Raw genomic sequence first — 19,587 nt, 5'->3', positions numbered from 1 at the left:
GGCGCCAGTCTATTGCGGACCGGGCCGCCTGGCACGGGGAGTTACCCGGCCGAAACCACTGAAACACGGCGGTTACAAACAACCGAATGTCATCCTGAGGAGCGAAGCGACGAAGGATGACAGTTGCTAAGGAACGTACATATACCCCGCGCCGCGCACCGTGCGGATCACGCTTTCGTCGCCGAGCTTCTTGCGCACGCGGGCGATGCGGATGTCGATGGAGCGGTCGAAGGGCTCCCACTCGCGGTTGCGCGTCATCGTGAGGAGCTGGTCGCGCGAGAGCACCTGGTTGGGGTGGTCGGCGAAGGCCCTCAGCAGATCGAACTCCATCGCGGTGAGCGGCACTTCGACACCTTCTGCATCGAGCAACAGGCGGCGCGCGATGTCGAGCTGGCAACGCCCCATCGCGATGCGCGCCGCGCCCACAGGCGCGCCCTGTTTCGGAGCAGCGGCCACGGTCTCCGTGGGAACGGACTTGTTCTGCACGCGGCGCAGCACGCTCTTCAACCGTGCCTTCAGCTCGCGCGGGTCGAAGGGCTTGGCGATGTAGTCGTCCGCGCCCACCTCGAGGCCCACGATGCGGTCGACCACGTCGGAAGCGCCCGTGACCATGATGATTCCAACGTCATATCTTTCGCGCAGATGACGAGCGAGTGTCAGGCCGTCTTCGCCGGGGAGGTTCACGTCGAGGAGCACCACGTCGGGCATGGCGCGCTCGATCGCGGCGCGCATGGCCTCGCCGCCGTCGGCGTGATCCACGGCGAAGCCCTGGTCGGTCAGGTACTCGACCAGGATCTCGCGCACGCCTTCGTCGTCCTCGACGATGAGCACCCTCGCCACGTCCGCCATTGCGCCCTTCCCGTTTAGACAGCGCCCGATTATGCCAAAGGGATTGTCATCCTGAGGGCCGCAGGCCCGAAGGACCTGCTTTAGGGGCTTAACAGTTAAAACCCTAAAGCAGGTCCTTCGTCGCTTCGCTCCTCAGGATGACAGTGGGACTACGTTCCCGATACAAACCGTTTCACGACAGAAAGCGGGAAGTTACGGTCGGGCCGTAGCTTGTGCTCCTCGATTGCATACGAAACAGGAGCACCAGCAATGCACGCAACAGCGCAAAGAACGTCCTTCGCAACGCTTGCCCGCGCCATGGTCGCGGTCGGACTGGCCTGCACGCTCATGCTCGCGGCCGCCGCCGTGCGCAGCGCCGAGTGCTTTCCGAACGCCCTCGAGCGCGCCGACGAGCCCGTCGGCCTCATCGCCCACTGAATCCCGCACCGACTACCCGTCAAGGAACCGCCATGCCCGATACCCACGCCGTGAACGCCGACGACTCCGCGAAGTTCGACCTGTCCGCCCGCTACGCCAAGTGCATCGAAGTCTCCAAGCGCGTTCGCTGGGACATCGAGCGCCACGTGATTCGCGGCCGCGGCTTCGACCTCACGCGCAAGTTCCTGCCCGACGGCCTCACGTTCGCGCCGCGCCTGGAATTCCTGGCGCCCGAAGAACAGCGCTTCTACAGCCAGGTGCAGGGCCGCACGTACGCCAACATGTTCGGGCTGTGCGAGCGCTTCATCAACGCGAAGATGCTCGAGGTGAGCCGCGACCACTGGCTGGGCGACCAGGCGAAGCTCGAGGCCCTCGTGCGCTTCTCCGAGGAAGAGCTCAAGCACCAGGCGCTCTTCCGCCGCATCGAATCGATGATGGCCTCCACGATGCCCGCGGGCTATCGCTTCATCCCGATGCCCGACGACGTCGCCGGCTTCGTGCTGGGCAAGAGCACCTGGTCGGTGCTGGGCCTCACGCTGATGATCGAGCTCTTCACGCAGGTGCACTACCGCGAGAGCCTCGACCGCGATCCGGATCTCTCGGACCTTTACCGCGACGTCTTCCTCTTCCACTGGAAGGAAGAATCGCAGCACGCGATCCTCGACGAGCTCGAGTGGCAGCGCGAGAACGAGAAGCTCGACGCCACCGAACGCGATGCCGCGGTCGACGACCTGATCGAGCTCGCCGCGGCCGTGGACGGCATGGTGCAGGCGCAGGCCGACGAGGACACGCGCTACTTCATCGAATGCGCCGGACGCCCGTTCTCGGTCCACGAAGCGCTGCGCATCAAGGCCGGAATGCTCGAGGCCTATCGCTACCAGTACATCGTCTCGGGCGTGAAGGACGCGCGCTTCAACGCGATCCTCGGCTCGATGATCACCCCGCAGCAGGCGGCGCGCATCGGCCAGGCGCTCGCCCCCATTCTTCAATAACGCAAGGAATCACCATGAACTTCGTCAACATCCCCCTTTCCCTCACCGCGCTCGTCGTCGGGATCGTGCTCGGCCACGCCGCCGCGGCGCCGGTCACGCCGGAGCCGGCCCCTGCGCGGTATTCCGCCGCCGCGTGGTCCGTCGCCCATGCGGCGATCGTCGATAACCGCGACGATCCTGCCGCGCCGGAAATCTCGTCGACGTTCTGATGAAAGCCGAGACCTCAGTGAACGTCACCTGCGAAGACACCGCACGCACCTTGGGCGTGGCACTCGGGGTCTGGGCCATCGCGATCACGAGCGGTACGTTGCACGGCTCGTTCGCAAGGCTCGATCCGGTCGAGCTCGGTGCGGTCGCGCTTTCCGGTTTCGCCTACGCGCTGGTCGTCGTCGGGCTCGATCGTGGCGTTCGTAACTGGCTCGACGCCGTTTCCCCACGCGCGTACCTCACGGTGCTCATCGAAGCCGATGTGTTGATCGCGGTGAGCGCGATGCTCGCGATGGGGCTCGTCGAAGGACCGATCGAACCGGCCCTTGCGCGCTTTCCACTCGCGCTGATCGCTCTCTTCGTGGCGCCCGCGACCGCCGCCGCGCACGTGATCGGCATTGCCCGACTGCTCCGCGCGCCGGCGGTCGTCGCGCCCGCTTACGCCGCCTCGCATTGCGTCAAGGAAGGATGAGCATGGACATCATCAAGTACGCCCGCGTCACCGGCCGCGGCACGCCGTTGCTGTGCCTGCACTCGAGCGGCGCGTCGTCGCGCCAATGGGATCGGCTGGCACTTCGCCTGGCCGACCGCTTCCGCGTGATCGCCGTCGATTTCGGCGGTCATGGCAAGCGGCCCGGCTGGGCGGCGAACGAGGAACCGTCGCTGCAGGTCGAAGCCGAGGCGCTGCGGCCGCTGCTCGCTTCCGCGCCGGAGGGCATGCACGTCGTCGCGCATTCGTATGGCGCGGCGGTGGCATTGAAGCTCGCGCTCGATATGCCCGAGCGCATTCGCAGCCTCGCGGTGTACGAGCCCGTCCTGTTCCGGTTGATCTACGACGGGTTTGTGCACGATCGCGCGGGCGAAGAGGTCGTGGCGGCCGGCACCGCCATCTGCAATACCTTCCACGCGGGCGACGTCGAGGAGTCGGCGTACCAGTTCGTCGATTTCTGGTCGGGCGCCGGCACGTTCGCGCGGCTCGACGACAAGCAGCGCGTGAAGGTGCTCGAGCGCATGTCCGCGGTCGTCGACCACTTCCATGCGCTCTTCAACGACGACACGGCCATCGAGGAATTCAGGACGCTGCGGGTTCCGACGCTGCTCATGAACGGCACGCTGTCACCGGCGTGCGGCCGTTCGATCACGCGACGCCTTGCCCTTGCGCTGCCGAGTGCCTGGCGCCACGAGTTCGCGGGACTCGGCCACCTCGGCCCGATCACGCGGCCCGACGACGTGAACAGCGCGATCGAGCAGTTCCTCGCCGGCGTGACCGCGCGCCACAGCCTGGAACCGGCGAGGTTCGCCTTCGCGGCCTAGCCGCGCGGCCAGAGCCAGGCGAAGACCAGCGCGGTCGCGGCGGCGTAGACGAAGCCGTCGAGGATTTCCTTGAACGCGCTGCGCCACGGCTTGCCCATCCAGATCCCGTTGATCGGGCCGCCGCACGCGTAGGCGAGGAACGTGATCGCGCCGACGATCGTCGTGACCGTCATGAAGCTCGCGTTCTTCGGCAGCGTCCACGCCGCGAGCGCGGCGACGGCGATCGCGATCAGGAGCACCAGGCTGAACCACTGGATCAGCGGCTTCACGATGTTGGGCGGGCCGACGGGCCGCAGCGTGAGGAACCCGACCGGTCCTTCGGTGAACCTCGCGAGGACCTCGGGCTTCGCGCAATCGGCGCCTTCGAGGACGTGCGGGATCACGTAGAGGCCCGGCCTCGCGCCGCCCGCGCGAATCACCGCGCGAACGTCATCCTCGTTGCCCAGCTTGAAGTAGTCGGACTGGTGCCACTTGATGACGGTGTGGATGAGGCTGCTCGCGACGAATACCGCCACCGCGGACAGCAGGATGGGGAGCCAGAGCTGGGTCAGGGTAACCATGGTTGATTGATCCTCCTTTTGTTATGGCCTCGTGGGCCTGCCGAAGATTAGTGGAAATCGTGGCTGGTGGTGGCAAGCCGCCCGAGCAGCGGCGTCATGTCCTCGAAGCGATGGGCGATCACGTGCACCACGAGCCCCTGCTTCTGCACTTCGCCGCTCACGCAAAGGAGCCTCGAAGCCAGCAATTCCTTGCGTTGGCGCTCGGCGATGTGGTTCCAGACGACGAGGTTGATGTAGCCCGTCTCGTCCTCGAGCGTGACGAACATCACGCCGCTCGCGGTCGCTGGCCTTTGCCGGCAGGTGACGATGCCCGAAGTCCTGATGCGCTGGCCGTGCTTCGCGTTGGCAACGTCCTCGGCGGTTTTCAGCTTCATGGCCTTCAACCGGTCGCGCAGGAGTGCGAGCGGATGGCGCCTCAAGGTGAGGCCCAGGGTCGCGTAGTCGGCGATGATTTCCTCGCCTTCGCTGCCGGGAATCAGGGTGGCGGGCTGGCTTTCGGATCCCGCGGGCAAGGCGAGGCGCGTCGGGTTGTCGGCCGAAAGGGTCTCCCAGAGGGCGTCGCGGCGGTGGCCGGCGAGGCTCGCGAGGGCATCGGCGCGGGCGAGCTTGCTCAGATCGAGGCGGTCGAGTCCGGCCCTCAGGGTCAGGTCTTCAACAGAGCTGAAATCCTTTTGTTTTCTGGCTTCTACGATTGATTCCACAGAAGTCACTTTAAGCCCGGAAATCCTCCCCAGTCCCAGCCGGATCGCCGGCTTCCCGCCCGGACCGGGTTCCAGGTGACTGTCGGCCTCGCTCAGCATCACGTCGGCCGGCCGCACTTCGACCCCGTGGCGCTGGACGTCCTGGACAAGCTGCGAGGGCGAGTAGAAGCCGAGCGGCTGGCTATTGAGGAGCGCGCAGGTGAAGGCCGCGGGCTCGTGGTGCTTCAACCAACACGAGACGTAGACCAGCAGCGCGAAGCTCGCGGCGTGCGATTCGGGAAAGCCGTATTCGCCGAAGCCCTGGATCTGCCGGTAGATCTGCTCGGCGTAAGCGGCTTCGTAGCCGTTGCGGAGCATTCCATCGACGAGCTTCTCGCGGAAGGGCTCGATGCCGCCCCGCCTCTTCCATGAAGCCATCGCGCGCCTCAGCTTGTCGGCCTCACCGGGGGTGAAGCCCGCGGCGACCATCGCGAGCTGCATCACCTGCTCCTGGAAGATCGAGACCCCGAGCGTTCGCTCGAGGACACTCTTCACCGCCTCGCTCGCGTAGGTGACGGGCTCCGTGCCTTCGCGGCGCCGGAGATACGGATGCACCATGCCGCCCATGATCGGGCCGGGCCGCACGATCGCGACTTCGATCACGAGGTCGTAGAAGTTCTTGGGCTTGAGGCGCGGCAGCATCGACATCTGCGCGCGGCTCTCGATCTGGAAGACGCCGATCGTGTCGGCGCGCTGGATCATTGCGTAGACGTCGGGATCCTCGGCGGGGATGGAGGACATGCTGAGACCCCCTCCCCCGCCCTCTCCCAAGGGAGAGGGAGAGCGATAACCATTCACGAGGTCGATCGCGCGGCGGATGCACGAAAGCATTCCGAGCCCGAGCACGTCGACCTTGAGCAGGCCCAGCGACTCGAGGTCGTCCTTGTCCCACTGGATGACGGTGCGATCGGCCATCGAGGCGTTCTCGACCGGCACCAGGCGCGAGAGCCGCCGGTTGTCGATCACGAAGCCGCCCGGATGCTGCGAAAGATGGCGCGGAAAGCCGACGAGCTCCTGCGTGAGCTCGATCACGTTCTTCACCACGCGGTTGGAAAGATCGAAGCCCGCTTCGGTGAGCCGCGTCTTCATCGCATCGCGGTCGTCCCACCAGGACATCGACTTCGAAAGCAGATCCACCTGGTCGAGCGAAAGGCCGAGCGCCTTGCCGACATCCCTGAGGGCGCTTCGCGGTTGATAACTGATCACGACCGCGGCGAGTGCGGCCCGCTCACGACCGTACTTCCCATAGATGTACTGGATCACCTCTTCGCGCCGCTGGTGCTCGAAGTCGACGTCGATGTCGGGCGGCTCGTTGCGCTCCTTCGACACGAACCGCTCGAAGAGCACCGACATGCGGCCCGGATCGACCTCGGTGATGCCGAGGCAGTAGCAGACGGCGGAGTTGGCGGCCGATCCCCGGCCCTGGCAGAGAATTTTCTCGCTGCGCGCGAACATCACGATGTCGTTCACCGTGAGGAAGAACGCCTCGTAGCGCATCTCGGCGATGAGCTTCAGTTCGTATTCGATCGTCGCGATGACTTTCTTGGGCGCGCCCTGCGGATAACGGCGGTCGACACCTTCGTAAGTGAGCTTCCTCAGGTGCGTCGTCGGGCTTTGTCCCTTGGGAACGAGCTCCTCCGGATACTCGTACTCGATCTCGTCGAGGGAAAACCGGCAGCGGCTCGCGACATCGAGTGCGGCGGCGAGGTGATGCGCGGGATGAATGCCGGCGATGCGCCCGATGGGTCGCAGGTAGCGCTCCGAGTTGGGCTGCAGCTTGCGGCCGACTTCCGCGAGCGTGCATTTGTGGCGGATCGCGGTCATCACGTCCTGCAGGCGTTTTCGCGAGCGCTGGTGCATGTGGACGTCCCCGGCAGCAAGGCAGCGCATGCCGTGCTTCGCGGCGATCTCCTCGAGTGCGGCCATTCGCGCGACATCGTCCGGCCCGCGCATCAACTCCACTGCGATATACGAAAACAGACCAATGGGGACAGACCCCATTGGTGACTTGTCATCTGGGTTACAGCCCGCCAATGGGGTCTGTCCCCATTGGTCGGGCAGCCAGATGCCGATCAATCCTTCCGGGCCAGGGAGGTCGTCGCGCGTCAACGCGTACTCGCCCTTCTTCGCGGCCCGCCTTCCCTTGGTGATCAGCTCGCAGAGGTTTTCGTAGCCCGCGAGGTTCTCGGCGAGCAGCACGAAGCGCAGGCCGTCGTTGAGGCGAAACTCCGAGCCGATGATGAGCTTCAGTCCCACATCCTTCGCGGCCATGTGCGCGCGTACGACGCCCGCGACGGAACACTCATCGGTGATCGCGAGCGCGGTGTAGCCCAGTTGCACGGCGCGGTGCACCAGCTCCTCGGGGTCGGAGGCACCGCGCAGGAAGCTGTAATTGCTGAGGCAGTGGAGCTCAGCGTAGTTCGGAGTCATGGGCTATCCTTTGCGGCGCCATGTACCGCGCCAGCGCTTTCTACTTTTTCGCCCTCCTGCTGCTGGCGGTGCCCGCCTTCTGGCCTTCCTACCTGTTTCCGAAGCGCTACGAGACCGACTGGCACGTGCATTTGCACGGCATCGCCATGCTCCTGTGGATGCTGATGCTCATCGCACAGGCCGGCCTGGTGCGCATCAAGTCGCTCGCAGCCCACCGCGCGCTCGGAAGGACTTCGTTCGTACTGGTGCCGGTGATCGTGGCTTCCACCTTGCTGCTTGCGCACTACCGCATGCGCTCGGGGCTCAATGACGAGCTGATCTACTTCTTCTATGTCCAGCTCGCGCTGCTCGTGCAGTTCCTCGTCGCCTACGGCCTCGCGATCCTCAATCGCCGCGCGCCGAAGCTGCACATGCGCTTCATGGTGTGCACGGCCCTGGCACTCGTGGATCCGATCCTTGCGCGCATTCTCGCGAACCACTTCGGCGTCGAGCCACCCGTGTTGCAGCTGCTGACCTACGGCGTGATCGACCTGATCCTCTGCGCGCTGATCGTCCACGACCGGATACAGCAGCACTACACGCGCATCTATCCCGCGATGCTCTCCTTGTTCGTCGCAACCCAGGCGCCGACCTTCTTCGTGCTCGGCTCGAAAACGTGGCGCGGATTCACGGAGGCCTTCGCGCGCCTGCCCTTGCCCTGAGGTCACGCGAACACCCCGTGCACGTACCAGGCGTTCGGGGCGCGATGCTCACGGTAGATCCAATAGCGCTCGCCGCCCGGGTTGCTCGCCACGAAGTAATCGCGGCTCACCGGCTCGCCATCCCACCACCCCGCTTCGATCCGCTCCGGCCCCGCCACCAACTCCAGCGCGCCCTGCAGCGCGGGCTTTCCCTCCTGGGTCACCAGCTTCTGCGGCGTATGCATCAGCCACAAAGGACGAATAGAGGGGTCAGACCACTCTATTTGCTTCGCCGAATAGAGTGGTCTGACCCCTCTATTCCGTTCGGGGCGGTGGTCGTCGGCGATGGCGATGCCGAAAACACGATCGGTGCCCAGGCGCGCGGCGAGGCGTTCGAGCAGGCGGTTGCGGTCGAGCGCCATGTCGTCGCGGCCCGGTAGCCAGGCCTTGGTGCGCAGCGCATAGGAAAGGAGACACGCGGCGTGGAGCTCGATCTCCAGCGTGGGCGCGGCAAGACGCGTGCGGCCGAGCTTCTCGCGCACGAGGGCGAGGATGAAATCGGCTTCGCGTTCGGCCGATGCGAATTCGAGCGAGAGTCGGGTCGCTGCCTTGCGCACAGGAGTCAGCGTGATCTCGAGCTGCTGCACGCCCGAACCGCGGCCGCGCAGGAAGCCTTCCATCTGCACGAGCATCCTTTTCAGCGGAAAGAGCAGCGCTTCGGTTGAGGACGTTTCCGCTGCGAGCTCGATCTTCGCGTGGAAAGCCTGCGGCGCGATGTACGGAGGACGCGGATCCGCGCGGCGGCCGAGAAGCTTGTCGAGTGTATCGAGGGCGTCAGGTCCGAAGCGGCGCGACAGGCCTTCACGCGGAAGTGCCAACGCATCGCGCATGCGAAGGACCCCGAGATCAGCGAGGAGGGCCAGCGTGCGTTCGGGCCAATCGAGGAGAAAGAGCGGCAGGCCCGCCACGCGCCCAGGCAATTCTGCGAGATCGAAGCAGGCGCGCATGCGAGTGCCCAGCGCCTCGGCGCGCGCGAAGAGCCGTGCGGCGAGCGGCGTGGGCGCGATGCCCATCGTCACCTGGTAGCCGAGGTCGCGAACACCGCGAAGGATTTCCGCCGTGAGCTTCGCGTGGCCGCCAAACAGACGCAGGCTTCCTTCCACTTCCATCGCGATGCCCTGCGCATCCACGCTCGAGTGCGGCGAGTACTGGCAGGCCCAGCCGGCGAGTCCTTCGAGGGCCGCGACTTCGGCAGATGCATCGCGCGGCAGCACCTTCAATTCATGCGCGAGCGCCTTGGCCGACGCCACCGCCTGCCCCTCGCGGATGCCCGCCCCTCGCGCCGCGGCGTTCGCGCACACGACGAGCGGGCGTTGCGCGGGGCCGTCAGCGATGACGAGCGGCGTGGGCGACACGCAGCCGCGCTCCGCCAACTGCAGCGGCAACGACGGCAACTCGAGGGCGATCCACAACATGGAGCGGAACCGGGGTCGTGAGCGGCGGCCCGCGCCGCTTCGGAATTCGGACTTTCACTTCACCCGCCTCGAGGGCGAGCGCAACGCGAAGATGCGCGGGTGTGGCGAGCGCCGCGGCGGCCGTCGAGCGAAACAGCACCGCGACCGAGCGCCCGGCTTCGGCGGCCATCTGCAGCCGGCGCATCCACGCGTAGTCGGTCGTTCGCGCGCGACGCTCCGGCCAGAAGAGCAGCGCGCCACAGGCGCCGGAACGCAACGTCTGCTCCGCGGCCCAGAGCCCGTCTTCCTGCGAAGCCGGACGCACGACGAGGCAGCGCGAGAGCGGAACGCCGGCCTGTGCAAGCGCGGGCGCATAAGGCAGATGCGGCGGATCGATCCACGCGATGAGCCGATCGTCCTTCGCGGCATGGGCCAGCACGCCGGCGAGCATCTTCACTTCCCCGATGCCCACCGCGTCGTGCAGCACTTCCGAGAGCGAGCCCTCGGGCCAGCCACCGCCGGGCAACTCGCGATCGAGCGCGTCATGCCCCGTGGGATGCGTGACGCGCGGAGCGTTTTCCAGCTCGCTCCCACGCCACACTCCCGCAATGCGGGCACCAATGGGGTCTGTCCCCATTGGTTAATGCGCGCGGGCGCCGAGGTTGCGGATGACGCCCACGCCGATGCCCTCGATGTGCAGGGTGTGGCGCTTCAAATCGAGGTGCAGCGTCTGGAAGTCCTTGTTGGCGGGAATGAGCTCGGCTTTGTCGCCGCGAATCTTCAACCGCTTCACGGTGACGTCGTCACCCAGGCGCGCGACGACCAGCTGACCGCTCTTCGCCGCGTTGGTCTTGTGCACGACGAGCCAGTCGCCATCGAGGATGCCTTCGTCCTTCATCGAGAGGCCCCTCACCTGCAGCAGGTAATCGGCGCGCGGCGAAAAGAGCGAGGGATCGACCGGATAGCGGCCGAGCATGTTCTCGATGGCCATCATCGGACTGCCCGCAGCGACGTTGCCGATGAGCGCAAGCCCCGCCTCCTCCACGACGAGGCGAATGCCGCGCGCTGAATTGGGCACCAGCTCGATCGCACCCTTCTTCGCGAGCGCGGCCAGATGCTTGAAGACGCCGTTGGTCGAAGCGATGCCGAGCATCTTCGAGAGCTCCGGCCGCGACGGTGGAACGCCGGTCTCCGCGATGTGGCGGCGAATGATGTCGAGGATCTCGGCCTGGCGGGCCGTGAGTACGGGGGTTTCCATGAGCAATCTCCCCACAGGTGATAGAACAGGCACTGGTGACAACATTATCACCTATCAGGTCCAGGGTGCAAACAACCCGCTTGCTTATTCATCCTTTTGGGTTAATATAGCCGCCATGGACCTCGACAACACCTTGATCGCCCTCGCCGACACGACCCGGCGCTCCATCCTCGAGCGCCTGTCACAGGGACCGGCCAAGGTGACCGAGCTCGCTGCCCCGTTTCCGATTTCCCTCAACTCGGTGTCCAAGCACATCCGGATCCTGGAACGCGCGGGGCTCGTCCGAAGGACGATCCTCGGCCGCGACCACCTGCTTGCGCTGGAGACCGAACCCCTCGACGACATCACGAAGTGGATGCAGCACCACAGGACGTTCTGGACCCAGCGCCTGGATGCCCTCGAATCGCTGCTCCGCGCAGAAGACGCCGTCGCCAAAGCGAAAGGACCGAAGAAATGAACCCGCACGTCACCGCCGTCGACAACACCACCATTCGCCTCGAGCGCATCCTGCCCGGCCCGATCGAGCGCGTCTGGTCCTACGTCACCGATTCGAAGAAGCGCGGCCAGTGGTTCGCGTCAGGAGAATTCGAGCTCAAGGTGGGCGGCAAGGCCGAGCTCGTCTTCGACCACGACAACCTCTCGGACGAGCGCTACCCGGCCGATGCCCTCAAGCACAAGGGTAAGGTCGTCACCGGCACCGTGGTGCGCTGCGAGCCCCCTCACCTGCTCACGTTCAACTGGGGACCGAATCCGACGGACTCGGAGATCACCTTCGAGCTATCGCACAGCGGCGACAACGTCCTGCTCGCGATCACCCATCGCAACATCCAGACCCGCGACCTCAAGGTGAATTACGCGAGCGGCTGGGACACGCACACCGCCATCCTCGAAGACATCCTCACGGGCACGCCGCGCCGGCCCTTCTGGACCGCGCACCGGGAGCTCGTGAAGTCGTATGAGCAGCGGATCTAGACGCGTCGAGAAGGCCGCCTGAACACGCCGGCCGAGCCGAGCATCACGAGGGCCAGCAGCATCAGCATCCATTCGGAGAGCGTCGGGACTGCAGTCGCAGTTCCCGGCGCGCCCGGCACACCCGGACCCCCCTGGTCGACGATCGTCCCGTTCGCCGCGAGATCGTCGTCGCCCTGCCCGCCGTCCGTGATCGAGAAGGTCACGACGTTGCCCACGATCGTCGCGGGCAGCACGTACCAGTGCGGCGTGGCGTTGCCCGGCTCCGGTCCGTACTTCCAGTATTGAGCCGTTGTCCCCAGCGCACTGGCATACGTGATCGTGAACGCAAGCGTCGCGCCCGGCGTGCAGTTGACCGTCCGAAAATCGAACAGGCCATGCGGGAACGCGATCGCACCCGGAGGCGCGGTCGGCGGAATGGGTGCTGCACCCGGCGGCGGGCCGATGTACTGCGGCGTGGCGAAGGAACAGATCGGTCCGCCTCCCGTGAACTGCGCGGTGATGTTGCCACTGCCGGTTGCAGACGGCCCCGTGAATGTCGTGACGACTCCGGCGCCGTTGTAGAGCACCGAGTTATCGGTGCTGGTGGAGGCAAGATTCGCGTTGCCGCCCACGTCGATGACGCCCGCCGCAGGAATGCTCGCGATCACCGTTCCGTTGCCGGTCATGCCCGACACCGACACGGTGTAGTTCGCACCGCTTCCTGTGATGGCTGCTGCCAGCGTGCCCGCGGCAGTGCTCCCCGCGAAACTGACATCGGTATTGGTGAACCCCGTCACCGGCTCGCTGAACACGACCGTGAAGAGGATCGGCGAAGCCCCGGCGGGATCCGCCTGCGCGCCCGCCTGGTTGATCGTGACCGTCGGCGCAGTGCCGTCGAAGGCGACCGTGTTGTCCGTGCTCGTCGATGCGAGGCTCGTGAACGCGCCGTTCGTGGCGGCGCCAGCCGGAATGCTTGTGACCACGGCGCCGTTGCCCGTCATGCCCGTGACCGAGACGGTGTACGTGGTACCGCTGCCGGTGACGTTGGCCGCGAGCGTGCCGCCCACGGTGCTGCCGGTGAAGCTCACGTCGGTGCCCGTGAAGCCTGTCACCGGCTCGCTGAACGTGACGGTGAAGAGCACCGGCGAAGCATTGGTCGGATCCGCCTGGCCACCGGCCTGGTTGATCGTCACCGAGGGTGCTGCGCCGAAGGTGACGGCGTTGTCGGTGCTGGTCGAGGCGAGGCTCGTGTTGCCCACCGCGTCGGCGGCCGCGCCGGCGGCAATGCTCGCGACGACGGAACCGTTGCCCGACATCCCCGTGACCGAAACCGTGTACGTCGTGCCGCTGCCGCTCACGTTCGCGACGAGCGTTCCACCCACGGTGCTACCCGCGAAGCTCACGCCCGCAGCGGCGAAACCCGTGACGGTCTCGTTGAACGTCACCGTAAAGAGGATCGGCGAGGCCATCGTGGGATCGGCCTGCGCGCCCGCCTGGTTGATCGTGACGGTGGGCGGCGTCTTCTCGATCGTGTACACCTCGCCGGTCGCGTTGCCGTTGCCCACACCCAGGCCCGCCAACGGGAGGAAACCGCCGATGCTGTCGTTGTCGACAAGGTCCAGGCGCAACGTGCCGTCGCCGGTACCGGTGCCGACCGTCACGGTATAGGTCGTGCCCGTGCCGGATAAGCCGGTCACCGATGCGCCGGTGACCGCACCCGTCGTGACGAGCGTGAAGTCGCTCGCATCCACGCCGGTCACGCTCTCCGAGAAGGTCACCGTGTAAGTCACGCTGGCCGCGTTGGTGGGGTTCGTGGCAGCGCGCACGATGCTCGTCACCGTGGGCGGCGTAACCGATGCGAACCGGAGGTCGAGATCGCCATTGTCGAAGTGGCTGATCAGGACATCGAGGCCGCTCAGCTGCAGTGACGGCGTGGAGCCCTTGCTGCCAGCACTCTCGATCGTGCTGAGGCGCCACGTCGGCGTCGCGGACTGGCAGTTGGCCGTGCAGGTGGCGAGCCTGAGGTCGTTGTTCGCGATGTCGTAGTGGGCGATGACCGGCCTGCCCGCGTCGAGTTGCAGCGACGTGAACACGCCCTGGGAACCTGCGCTGTCCACGGTCACGACCTGCCATGTCGGCGTCGCGGACTGGCAGTTGGCGGTGCACGTGGCGAGCTTCAGATCCTGGCTGCCAGTGTTGTAGTAGCTGATGACGGGGTTGCCGCCGTTCAGGACCAACGACGAGTAGGTGCCGACGTTGCCCGGGGCGTCCACGGAAACGAACTGCCAGGTCGGGACCGGCGTCGCGCAGTTGGCGATACAGGTGGCGAGCTCGAGATCCTGGGAGCCGAAGTTCTGGTAGCTGATGACCGGGTTGCCGCCATTGAGCTGCAGCGACGAAACCTGTCCGTTGGCGACGACGTTGACGATGACCCAGGTCGGCGTTGCCGTCGCGCAGTTGGCCGTGCAGGTGGCCATCCTCAGGCCGGCGCCGGCGGTTTCATAGGTGATGACCGGGTTGCCCCCGTTCAAGGACATCGAGGTGAAGTAGCCCGTGTCTCCGGCCGCGTCCACGGTCACGATCTGCCAGGTGGGTACGGCCGACTGGCAATTGGCCGTGCACGTGGCGAGCTTGAGGTCGCCGTTGCTCACGTCTCGATAGCTGATGACCGGATTGCCGGCATTGAGGCGCAGCGAGCTGTGGAGTCCGACACCCCCGACGTCCACGGTCACGATCTGCCAGGTCGGGGTTGCGGACTGGCAGTTGGCCGTACACGTCGCCAGCTTGAGGGTGCCGTTGGTGAGGTCGTGATAGCTGATGACCGGGTTGCCGCCATTGAGCTGCAGCGAGGTGAACGAGCCCACGCTGCCGACGCTGTCCACGATGGAGCCGACGACACCCCCATACGCGGCGAAGGACAAGAAGGCGAGGAAAGACGCGATCGCGGGGATCGCAGTGCGCAGGCGCGGCATCGATTGAGCTCCCTGATTTTTCCGGGAGTCTACACGTGCCGAGTCAGCAGCTGGCACTACCCCACTGGCACATGCTGCGCGCTTCGACTTCCTGCCGCTGCTTGCGGTAGAGGGCGTCGATCTTCGCCTGGGCCAGCCGGTCGCCATCCAGGCGAGCGACGCGCTTGCGCGCTTCCTTGCTCACCTTGCACTCCTTGGTGCTGCAGCGCTCCGATGCGAACGTCGTGGTGGACACAAGGCCAAGGACTGCAGTTGCGAATACAAGGGCAGCGACTTTCAACGGCAAACTCCAGCGTGCGGATCTGGAGCGAATGTAACGCCCGTGACCCGCAAACTGTATGAGTTACGGCACAGCCGGACGCTACAAACGCAATGACGCGCGCCTTTGTACGCCGGCTGAAACCAGCATCACGAGTGCCAGCAGCATCAGCATCCACTCGGAGAGCGTGGGGACTGCCGTGACGGTTCCCGGTGCACCCGGAACACCCGGGCCACCCTGATCGACGATGACACCGTTGGCGACGAGATCATCGTCACCCTGCTGTCCGTCGGTGATCGTGAACGTCGCTGTGCTTCCCGCGATCGTGGCCGGCAGCGTGTACCAGTGCGGCGCGGTGTTGGATGGTGTCGGGCCGTACTTCCAATAGACCGTCCCCGCGGGAAGTGCTGTCGGATACGTGACCGTCATCGTGATCGCGGAACCCGGCGTGCAACCGATGAGCCGGAAGTCGAAGAGGCCGTGCGGGAATGTCGTCGCTCCCGGCGCGCTTCCGTTGGGCGGGCTCGCCGCATGTCCGCTCACCGGAATGAACTGGTTCACCGAATACGAGCACCCTGCTCCGCCACCCGTGAAGGATGCGGTGATGGTGCCGCTGCCCGTCGCCGATGCCGCACTGAAGCTGTTGATCAGGGGCGCAGTGGGCGCCGAAGGTGCGGAGCTCGGGCCATTGCCGGCGCCGTTGGTCGCGAAGACGGTGCAGGTGTAAGGCGTGCCGTTCACGAGGCCCGCGACCGTGAGGGGCGAAGCAGCGCCCGTCGCGGTGATGCCGCCGCAGTTCGCCGTGTAGCCCGTGACGGCCGAGCCGTTCGGAGCTGCCGCGCTGAATGCCACCGCGAGCGAGCCGACACTCGGCGTCACCGCGGTGATCGTGGGCGCACCGGGAATGGTGAACGGCGTGACGCTGGCCGACGGCCCGGACGCAGGTCCGTTACCGGCCGCATTCCTCGCGAGCACGGTGCAGGTGTACGCCGTCCCGTTCGCGAGGCCAGTCACCGTGATCGGCGACGTTGCAGCCGTCGCAGTCGTTCCGCCGCAGTTCGCGGTGTAGTCGAGGATCGGAGAACCGTTGGCGGTGGGTGGCGTGAATACGATCGTCACCTGCGCATTGCCGGGCGTCGCGCTCGTGATCGAAGGCGCGGCAGGATTCGTGAAGGGCGTGACGCTCGCCGAAGCAGCAGATGCAGCGCCGTTCCCCGCGGCGTTCGTCGCGAACACGGTGCACGTGTACGGCGTGCCGTTGGTGAGGCCCGGCACCGTGATGGGTGATGTCGGACCCGATGCGGAGAATGCGCCGCACGTCGCCGTGAAGCTCGTGATCGGCGAGCCGTTGTCGGCACCCGGCGTGAACGAAACCGTGGCCTGGCCATTGCCGGGCACCGCCGTCCCGATCGCCGGCGCACTTGGCGCCGCAGCCACCAGCAGGGTGACGGAGTTGGAACCGTATTGGGCGACCAGCGAGAGGCCCGGAGGTGCGGTGATCGCGGCGAAGGTTCCAGTGACCGAGAGCCCCTGCACGATCGCGAACGTCGTCCCGAGCGCCGGCGTGAAGCTCGAGCTCACCGCGAGCGTCGCGCCACCGAGATTCACCGCGCCGGTCGAGACCACGCGATCGAATTGACCGGCTGCGGTGCCGTTCAGCTCGACGGCATACGTGCTCCCTGCGTTGAACGTGAGCGCGCCGGTCGTCAGCGTGCCCGGTGAAACGCCGGGCGCGAGCGTGCCGCCGCTGTTCACCTGCACCGTGTTGTTGATCGTGCCCGTGCCGCCGAGCGTGGCGCCCGACTCGACCACCGTGGGAGAAACCGTTGTGCCGTTCACGTTGAGGCGGCCGCTGACCACCTGCGTCTGGCCCGTGTAGATGTTCGCGCCCGAGAGCGTCATCGTCCCGGTTCCCATCTTCAGCAACGCGGCCGGTCCCAGGTCGTCCTTGAAGATGCCCGAGAAGGTGGTCGTGGTGTTGTTGGAACCCACGCTCACCGGCCCGTCGCTCCAGAGTGTTCCGCTGCCGGCAAGCGAGCCGAGACTCTGGCTCACGCCGTAGATGAAGAGATTCGAGTTGAGCGTGATCGGGCTCGCCGTGGGAAACCTGCCTTCATACGTGTGCACGTAGTTGATGCCGGAGATCGTCGTCGCGCCCACATAGGTGTGGACCACGCTCGAGCCGAAAATGATGGCCCCGGGGGTCGAGAACGTGACATCGCCAGTTCCCGTGATGGGCGTGTCGATGATGAGGGCGTTGCCCGAGTTGGCCGTGATCGTCGCCGGACCATTCAAGGTGACGCCGGTGCTGAGATAGTCCACGTCGAAACCGGCGCTGTCGACGATCGTCCCGCCGCTCAGCAGGACTATGGGACTGCCCTGGAAGATGGTCGCGGCGGTGTTGGGCGCCATCGTGACGGATTGCAGGCTCACGCCGACCAGGTTGTTGATGGTCGTGGTGGCACCACTGGCGATGACCAGGCTGTCGCCGGTGACCGGCACCAGGTTGGTGTTCCAGTTACCCGCGGTGCCCCATTGATTGTTGACCAGTCCCGTCCACGTGTGGGTGGTCTGGCCAAAGGCGGATGCTGCAAGAAAAGTGAAGCCAGCAACAGCGAGGGTCGAGAATCGCATGGCTACCTCGAAGGACGCCGGATCACGACGACGGAACCCAGCATCACGAGTGCGAGCAGCATCAGCATCCACTCGGAGAGCGTCGGGACTGCCGTTACGGTTCCCGGAGCACCCGGAACACCCGGGCCACCCTGGTCGACGATCGTGCCGTTGGCGAGGAGATCGTCGTCACCCAGTTGCCCATCGGTGATCGTGAAGATCGCCGTGGTGCCCGCGATCGTCGCCGGCAATGTGTACCAGTGCGGCCTGGTGTCCGACGGCGTCGGTCCGTACTTCCAATAGACGGATCCCGCAGGCAGTGCCGCCGGATACGTGACCGTCATCGTGATCGCCGAACCCGGCGTGCAGCCTGTGAGGCGGAAGTCGAACAGCCCGTGCGGGAATGTCGTCGCTCCCGGTGCGGTGCCGTTGGGCGGGCTCGCCGCGTGTCCCGTCAGCGGAATGAACTGGCCCACCGCAAAGGTGCACGCCGCGCCGCCGCCGGTGAAGGACGCGCTGATGGTGCCCGTGCCTGTGGCCGACGCCCCGCTCGCAGTGCTCTGCGCGGGTACCGCAGGCGCCGAAGCGGCGGACGGCGGGCCGTTGCCCGCGCCATTGGTCGCGAACACGGTGCAGGTATACGACGTGCTGTTCGTGAGGCCCGACACCGTGATCGGCGACGTGGTGCCCGTCGCAATCGTGCCGCCGCAGTTGACGGTATATCCGGTGATCGCGGAGCCGTTCGAAGCCGGCGCCGTGAAGGCCACCGTGAGCTGGCCGTTGCCGCGGGTCACTGTCGGGATCGCGGGTGCGCCGGGAATCGTGAACGGCGTGACGCTCGCAGACGCTGCGGACGCGGGACCGTTTCCAACGGCATTCCTTGCGGACGCCGTGCACGTGTAGGGCGTGCCATTCGCGAGGCTGGCCACGACGATCGGCGATCCAGCACCGGTCGCGGTCGTGCCGCCGCAGTTCGCCGTGTAGTCGAGGATCGCAGAGCCGTTCGCGGCGGGCGCGGTGAACGCGACCGACACCTGGCCGTTGCCGGGTGTGGCCGCGCCGATCGCCGGGGCGTTCGGAACCGCCATCGCCGTAACGCTATTGGACGGAAGGGATGCGCCTCCCGAACCCTGCGCGTTGGTTGCCACCACGGTGAATGTGTACGACGTGCCGTACGTCAGGCCCGTGACCACGTGTGTGGTGCTCGTGCTGCCCGCGTTGCTGTCCACGCCGCCCGCGGGGTTGGACACGACCGTGTAGCCGGTAATGGGTGACCCACCGTCCGACGTGGGTGCGGCAAACGTCACGGTGGCCGTCGTTCCGGAGCCCACCGCCGCCGGCGAGAGCGGTTCGGTTGGCTTGCACAAGACCGGCCCGATGATGACGCAGCCGGGCCCGGTAATCGCGACGGTGGCGAAGTCCCCCACGATGCTGTTCGAGTTGAAGGCGACGAGGATCGAGTACTGCTGCCCGGCCGTGAAGGTCATGCCCGTGAAGGTGCCGACGTACGGCGAGGCGGACTGGAGCGACAACACCGCCACGATGAAGCTGCTGAGCGGCGTGGTCGGCGCGGTATTCGACGGGCTGAAGAACCCGTTGAGGAACCAGGTGGTGTTCACGGCAACGCCCGTCGTCGCGGCCGTGGCGGTGTACACGCCCGTCTGCGTCACCTTGAACGGCCACAGGACGTAGTTGTACGGACCGGCGGTATAGCCGGTGAACGACGTCTGCTGGCCGTTTATCGGCCCGTTGATGTTCGTGACCAGCGTCCTGACCTGGCCGGCGGGCCAAGCCTCGTTGACGATGGTGGTGACTGCGTTAGCGTGGAGTGAAAGAAGGGATACCGCGAGTACCGCGAGTGCGCGCGTGAAGCTTTTCATTATTTTGGCTT

Annotated in this window: 17 protein-coding genes; 7 read left to right on the top strand and 10 right to left on the bottom strand. The window is 66.1% G+C overall.

Annotated features, from left to right (window positions below):
• Positions 1-126: 126 nt before the first annotated feature.
• Positions 127-849, bottom strand: a complete 723-nt coding sequence (locus tag DSM104440_RS09825) for a response regulator (RefSeq protein ID WP_171162129.1) — start codon at positions 847-849, stop codon at positions 127-129.
• A 449-nt stretch (positions 850-1,298) separates the two neighbouring features.
• Here DSM104440_RS09825 and DSM104440_RS09820 point away from each other — a divergent pair, with 449 nt between their 5' ends.
• Genes DSM104440_RS09820 through DSM104440_RS09805 form a run of 4 tightly spaced genes read left to right on the top strand, consistent with a single transcriptional unit; the run spans position 1,299 to position 3,779 of the window.
• Positions 1,299-2,258: a hypothetical protein gene (locus DSM104440_RS09820; RefSeq protein WP_171162127.1), complete on the top strand. Its 960-nt coding sequence runs from the start codon at positions 1,299-1,301 to the stop codon at positions 2,256-2,258.
• Positions 2,259-2,272: 14 nt separating this feature from the next.
• Complete coding sequence (locus DSM104440_RS09815; protein WP_171162125.1) at positions 2,273-2,467, top strand: hypothetical protein; 195 nt, start codon at positions 2,273-2,275, stop codon at positions 2,465-2,467.
• Positions 2,467-2,937, top strand: coding sequence for a hypothetical protein (locus DSM104440_RS09810; protein WP_171162123.1), 471 nt, complete (start codon positions 2,467-2,469; stop codon positions 2,935-2,937). The genes DSM104440_RS09815 and DSM104440_RS09810 overlap by 1 nt, the downstream gene beginning before the upstream one ends.
• A 2-nt stretch (positions 2,938-2,939) precedes the next feature.
• Positions 2,940-3,779, top strand: a complete 840-nt coding sequence (locus DSM104440_RS09805) for an alpha/beta fold hydrolase (protein WP_171162121.1) — start codon at positions 2,940-2,942, stop codon at positions 3,777-3,779.
• On the opposite strand, the gene DSM104440_RS09800 is transcribed toward DSM104440_RS09805, so the two are convergent.
• Together DSM104440_RS09800 and DSM104440_RS09795 are read right to left on the bottom strand one after the other, a co-directional pair.
• Positions 3,776-4,339, bottom strand: coding sequence for a hypothetical protein (locus tag DSM104440_RS09800; protein WP_171162119.1), 564 nt, complete (start codon positions 4,337-4,339; stop codon positions 3,776-3,778). The genes DSM104440_RS09805 and DSM104440_RS09800 overlap by 4 nt on opposite strands.
• Before the next feature lie 47 nt (positions 4,340-4,386).
• Positions 4,387-7,509: an error-prone DNA polymerase gene (locus DSM104440_RS09795; RefSeq protein ID WP_171162117.1), complete on the bottom strand. Its 3,123-nt coding sequence runs from the start codon at positions 7,507-7,509 to the stop codon at positions 4,387-4,389.
• 20 nt (positions 7,510-7,529) lie between these two features.
• Between DSM104440_RS09795 and DSM104440_RS09790 the strand changes: the two genes are divergently transcribed.
• The gene (locus DSM104440_RS09790; RefSeq protein ID WP_171162115.1) at positions 7,530-8,210 is read left to right on the top strand and encodes a hypothetical protein; all 681 of its coding nucleotides are present in this window, start codon (positions 7,530-7,532) and stop codon (positions 8,208-8,210) included.
• Positions 8,211-8,212: 2 nt separating this feature from the next.
• Here DSM104440_RS09790 and DSM104440_RS09785 read toward each other — a convergent pair whose 3' ends face one another.
• The 3 genes from DSM104440_RS09785 to lexA are packed head-to-tail and all read right to left on the bottom strand — an operon-like array spanning position 8,213 to position 10,901.
• Entirely contained in the window at positions 8,213-9,664 is a 1,452-nt protein-coding gene (locus DSM104440_RS09785) for a Y-family DNA polymerase (RefSeq protein WP_171162113.1), read from the bottom strand.
• The gene (imuA, locus tag DSM104440_RS09780; protein WP_171162111.1) at positions 9,576-10,280 is read right to left on the bottom strand and encodes a translesion DNA synthesis-associated protein ImuA; all 705 of its coding nucleotides are present in this window, start codon (positions 10,278-10,280) and stop codon (positions 9,576-9,578) included. The genes DSM104440_RS09785 and imuA overlap by 89 nt, the downstream gene beginning before the upstream one ends.
• A 3-nt stretch (positions 10,281-10,283) precedes the next feature.
• Positions 10,284-10,901, bottom strand: coding sequence for a transcriptional repressor LexA (gene lexA / locus DSM104440_RS09775; RefSeq protein WP_171162109.1), 618 nt, complete (start codon positions 10,899-10,901; stop codon positions 10,284-10,286).
• 115 nt (positions 10,902-11,016) lie between these two features.
• Here lexA and DSM104440_RS09770 point away from each other — a divergent pair, with 115 nt between their 5' ends.
• The gene (locus DSM104440_RS09770) at positions 11,017-11,358 is read left to right on the top strand and encodes an ArsR/SmtB family transcription factor (RefSeq protein ID WP_171165845.1); all 342 of its coding nucleotides are present in this window, start codon (positions 11,017-11,019) and stop codon (positions 11,356-11,358) included.
• On the top strand, positions 11,355-11,873 hold the full coding sequence (locus tag DSM104440_RS09765; RefSeq protein ID WP_171162106.1) for an SRPBCC family protein: 519 nt from the start codon (positions 11,355-11,357) through the stop codon (positions 11,871-11,873). Before DSM104440_RS09770 ends, DSM104440_RS09765 begins: the two co-directional genes overlap by 4 nt.
• Here DSM104440_RS09765 and DSM104440_RS09760 read toward each other — a convergent pair.
• The 4 genes from DSM104440_RS09760 to DSM104440_RS09745 all read right to left on the bottom strand — a co-directional run bounded on the left by DSM104440_RS09760 (position 11,870) and on the right by DSM104440_RS09745 (position 19,576).
• A complete protein-coding gene (locus tag DSM104440_RS09760) occupies positions 11,870-14,824 on the bottom strand; it encodes a beta strand repeat-containing protein (RefSeq protein ID WP_171162103.1) in 2,955 nt (984 codons plus the stop codon). The two genes, DSM104440_RS09765 and DSM104440_RS09760, sit on opposite strands and share 4 nt — an antisense overlap.
• Before the next feature lie 43 nt (positions 14,825-14,867).
• On the bottom strand, positions 14,868-15,008 hold the full coding sequence (locus DSM104440_RS09755) for a hypothetical protein (RefSeq protein WP_171162101.1): 141 nt from the start codon (positions 15,006-15,008) through the stop codon (positions 14,868-14,870).
• 177 nt (positions 15,009-15,185) lie between these two features.
• The gene (locus DSM104440_RS09750; RefSeq protein ID WP_171165842.1) at positions 15,186-17,717 is read right to left on the bottom strand and encodes a beta strand repeat-containing protein; all 2,532 of its coding nucleotides are present in this window, start codon (positions 17,715-17,717) and stop codon (positions 15,186-15,188) included.
• Between the two features lie 2 nt (positions 17,718-17,719).
• Positions 17,720-19,576, bottom strand: coding sequence for a fibronectin type III domain-containing protein (locus tag DSM104440_RS09745; RefSeq protein ID WP_171162099.1), 1,857 nt, complete (start codon positions 19,574-19,576; stop codon positions 17,720-17,722).
• Positions 19,577-19,587: the final 11 nt, after the last annotated feature.

Source organism: Usitatibacter palustris (assembly GCF_013003985.1).
GTDB classification, from domain to species: domain Bacteria; phylum Pseudomonadota; class Gammaproteobacteria; order Burkholderiales; family Usitatibacteraceae; genus Usitatibacter; species Usitatibacter palustris.
The sequence above is the reverse complement of the archived record's forward strand: the minus strand, read 5'-3'. Positions and strand labels throughout refer to the sequence as shown.

Bases quoted from the DNA above. Each gene is read 5' to 3' on its own strand.
- imuA (WP_171162111.1), bottom strand. From the start codon at position 10,280: ATGGGGACAGACCCCATTGGTGCCCGCATTGCGGGAGTGTGGCGTGGG.
- DSM104440_RS09785 (WP_171162113.1), bottom strand. From the start codon at position 9,664: ATGTTGTGGATCGCCCTCGAGTTGCCGTCGTTGCCGCTGCAGTTGGCG.
- DSM104440_RS09810 (WP_171162123.1), top strand. From the start codon at position 2,467: ATGAAAGCCGAGACCTCAGTGAACGTCACCTGCGAAGACACCGCACGC.
- DSM104440_RS09745 (WP_171162099.1), bottom strand. From the start codon at position 19,576: ATGAAAAGCTTCACGCGCGCACTCGCGGTACTCGCGGTATCCCTTCTT.
- DSM104440_RS09805 (WP_171162121.1), top strand. From the start codon at position 2,940: ATGGACATCATCAAGTACGCCCGCGTCACCGGCCGCGGCACGCCGTTG.
- DSM104440_RS09815 (WP_171162125.1), top strand. From the start codon at position 2,273: ATGAACTTCGTCAACATCCCCCTTTCCCTCACCGCGCTCGTCGTCGGG.
- DSM104440_RS09825 (WP_171162129.1), bottom strand. From the start codon at position 849: ATGGCGGACGTGGCGAGGGTGCTCATCGTCGAGGACGACGAAGGCGTG.
- DSM104440_RS09790 (WP_171162115.1), top strand. From the start codon at position 7,530: ATGTACCGCGCCAGCGCTTTCTACTTTTTCGCCCTCCTGCTGCTGGCG.
- lexA (WP_171162109.1), bottom strand. From the start codon at position 10,901: ATGGAAACCCCCGTACTCACGGCCCGCCAGGCCGAGATCCTCGACATC.
- DSM104440_RS09820 (WP_171162127.1), top strand. From the start codon at position 1,299: ATGCCCGATACCCACGCCGTGAACGCCGACGACTCCGCGAAGTTCGAC.
- DSM104440_RS09800 (WP_171162119.1), bottom strand. From the start codon at position 4,339: ATGGTTACCCTGACCCAGCTCTGGCTCCCCATCCTGCTGTCCGCGGTG.
- DSM104440_RS09750 (WP_171165842.1), bottom strand. From the start codon at position 17,717: ATGCGATTCTCGACCCTCGCTGTTGCTGGCTTCACTTTTCTTGCAGCA.
- DSM104440_RS09765 (WP_171162106.1), top strand. From the start codon at position 11,355: ATGAACCCGCACGTCACCGCCGTCGACAACACCACCATTCGCCTCGAG.
- DSM104440_RS09795 (WP_171162117.1), bottom strand. From the start codon at position 7,509: ATGACTCCGAACTACGCTGAGCTCCACTGCCTCAGCAATTACAGCTTC.
- DSM104440_RS09770 (WP_171165845.1), top strand. From the start codon at position 11,017: ATGGACCTCGACAACACCTTGATCGCCCTCGCCGACACGACCCGGCGC.
- DSM104440_RS09760 (WP_171162103.1), bottom strand. From the start codon at position 14,824: ATGCCGCGCCTGCGCACTGCGATCCCCGCGATCGCGTCTTTCCTCGCC.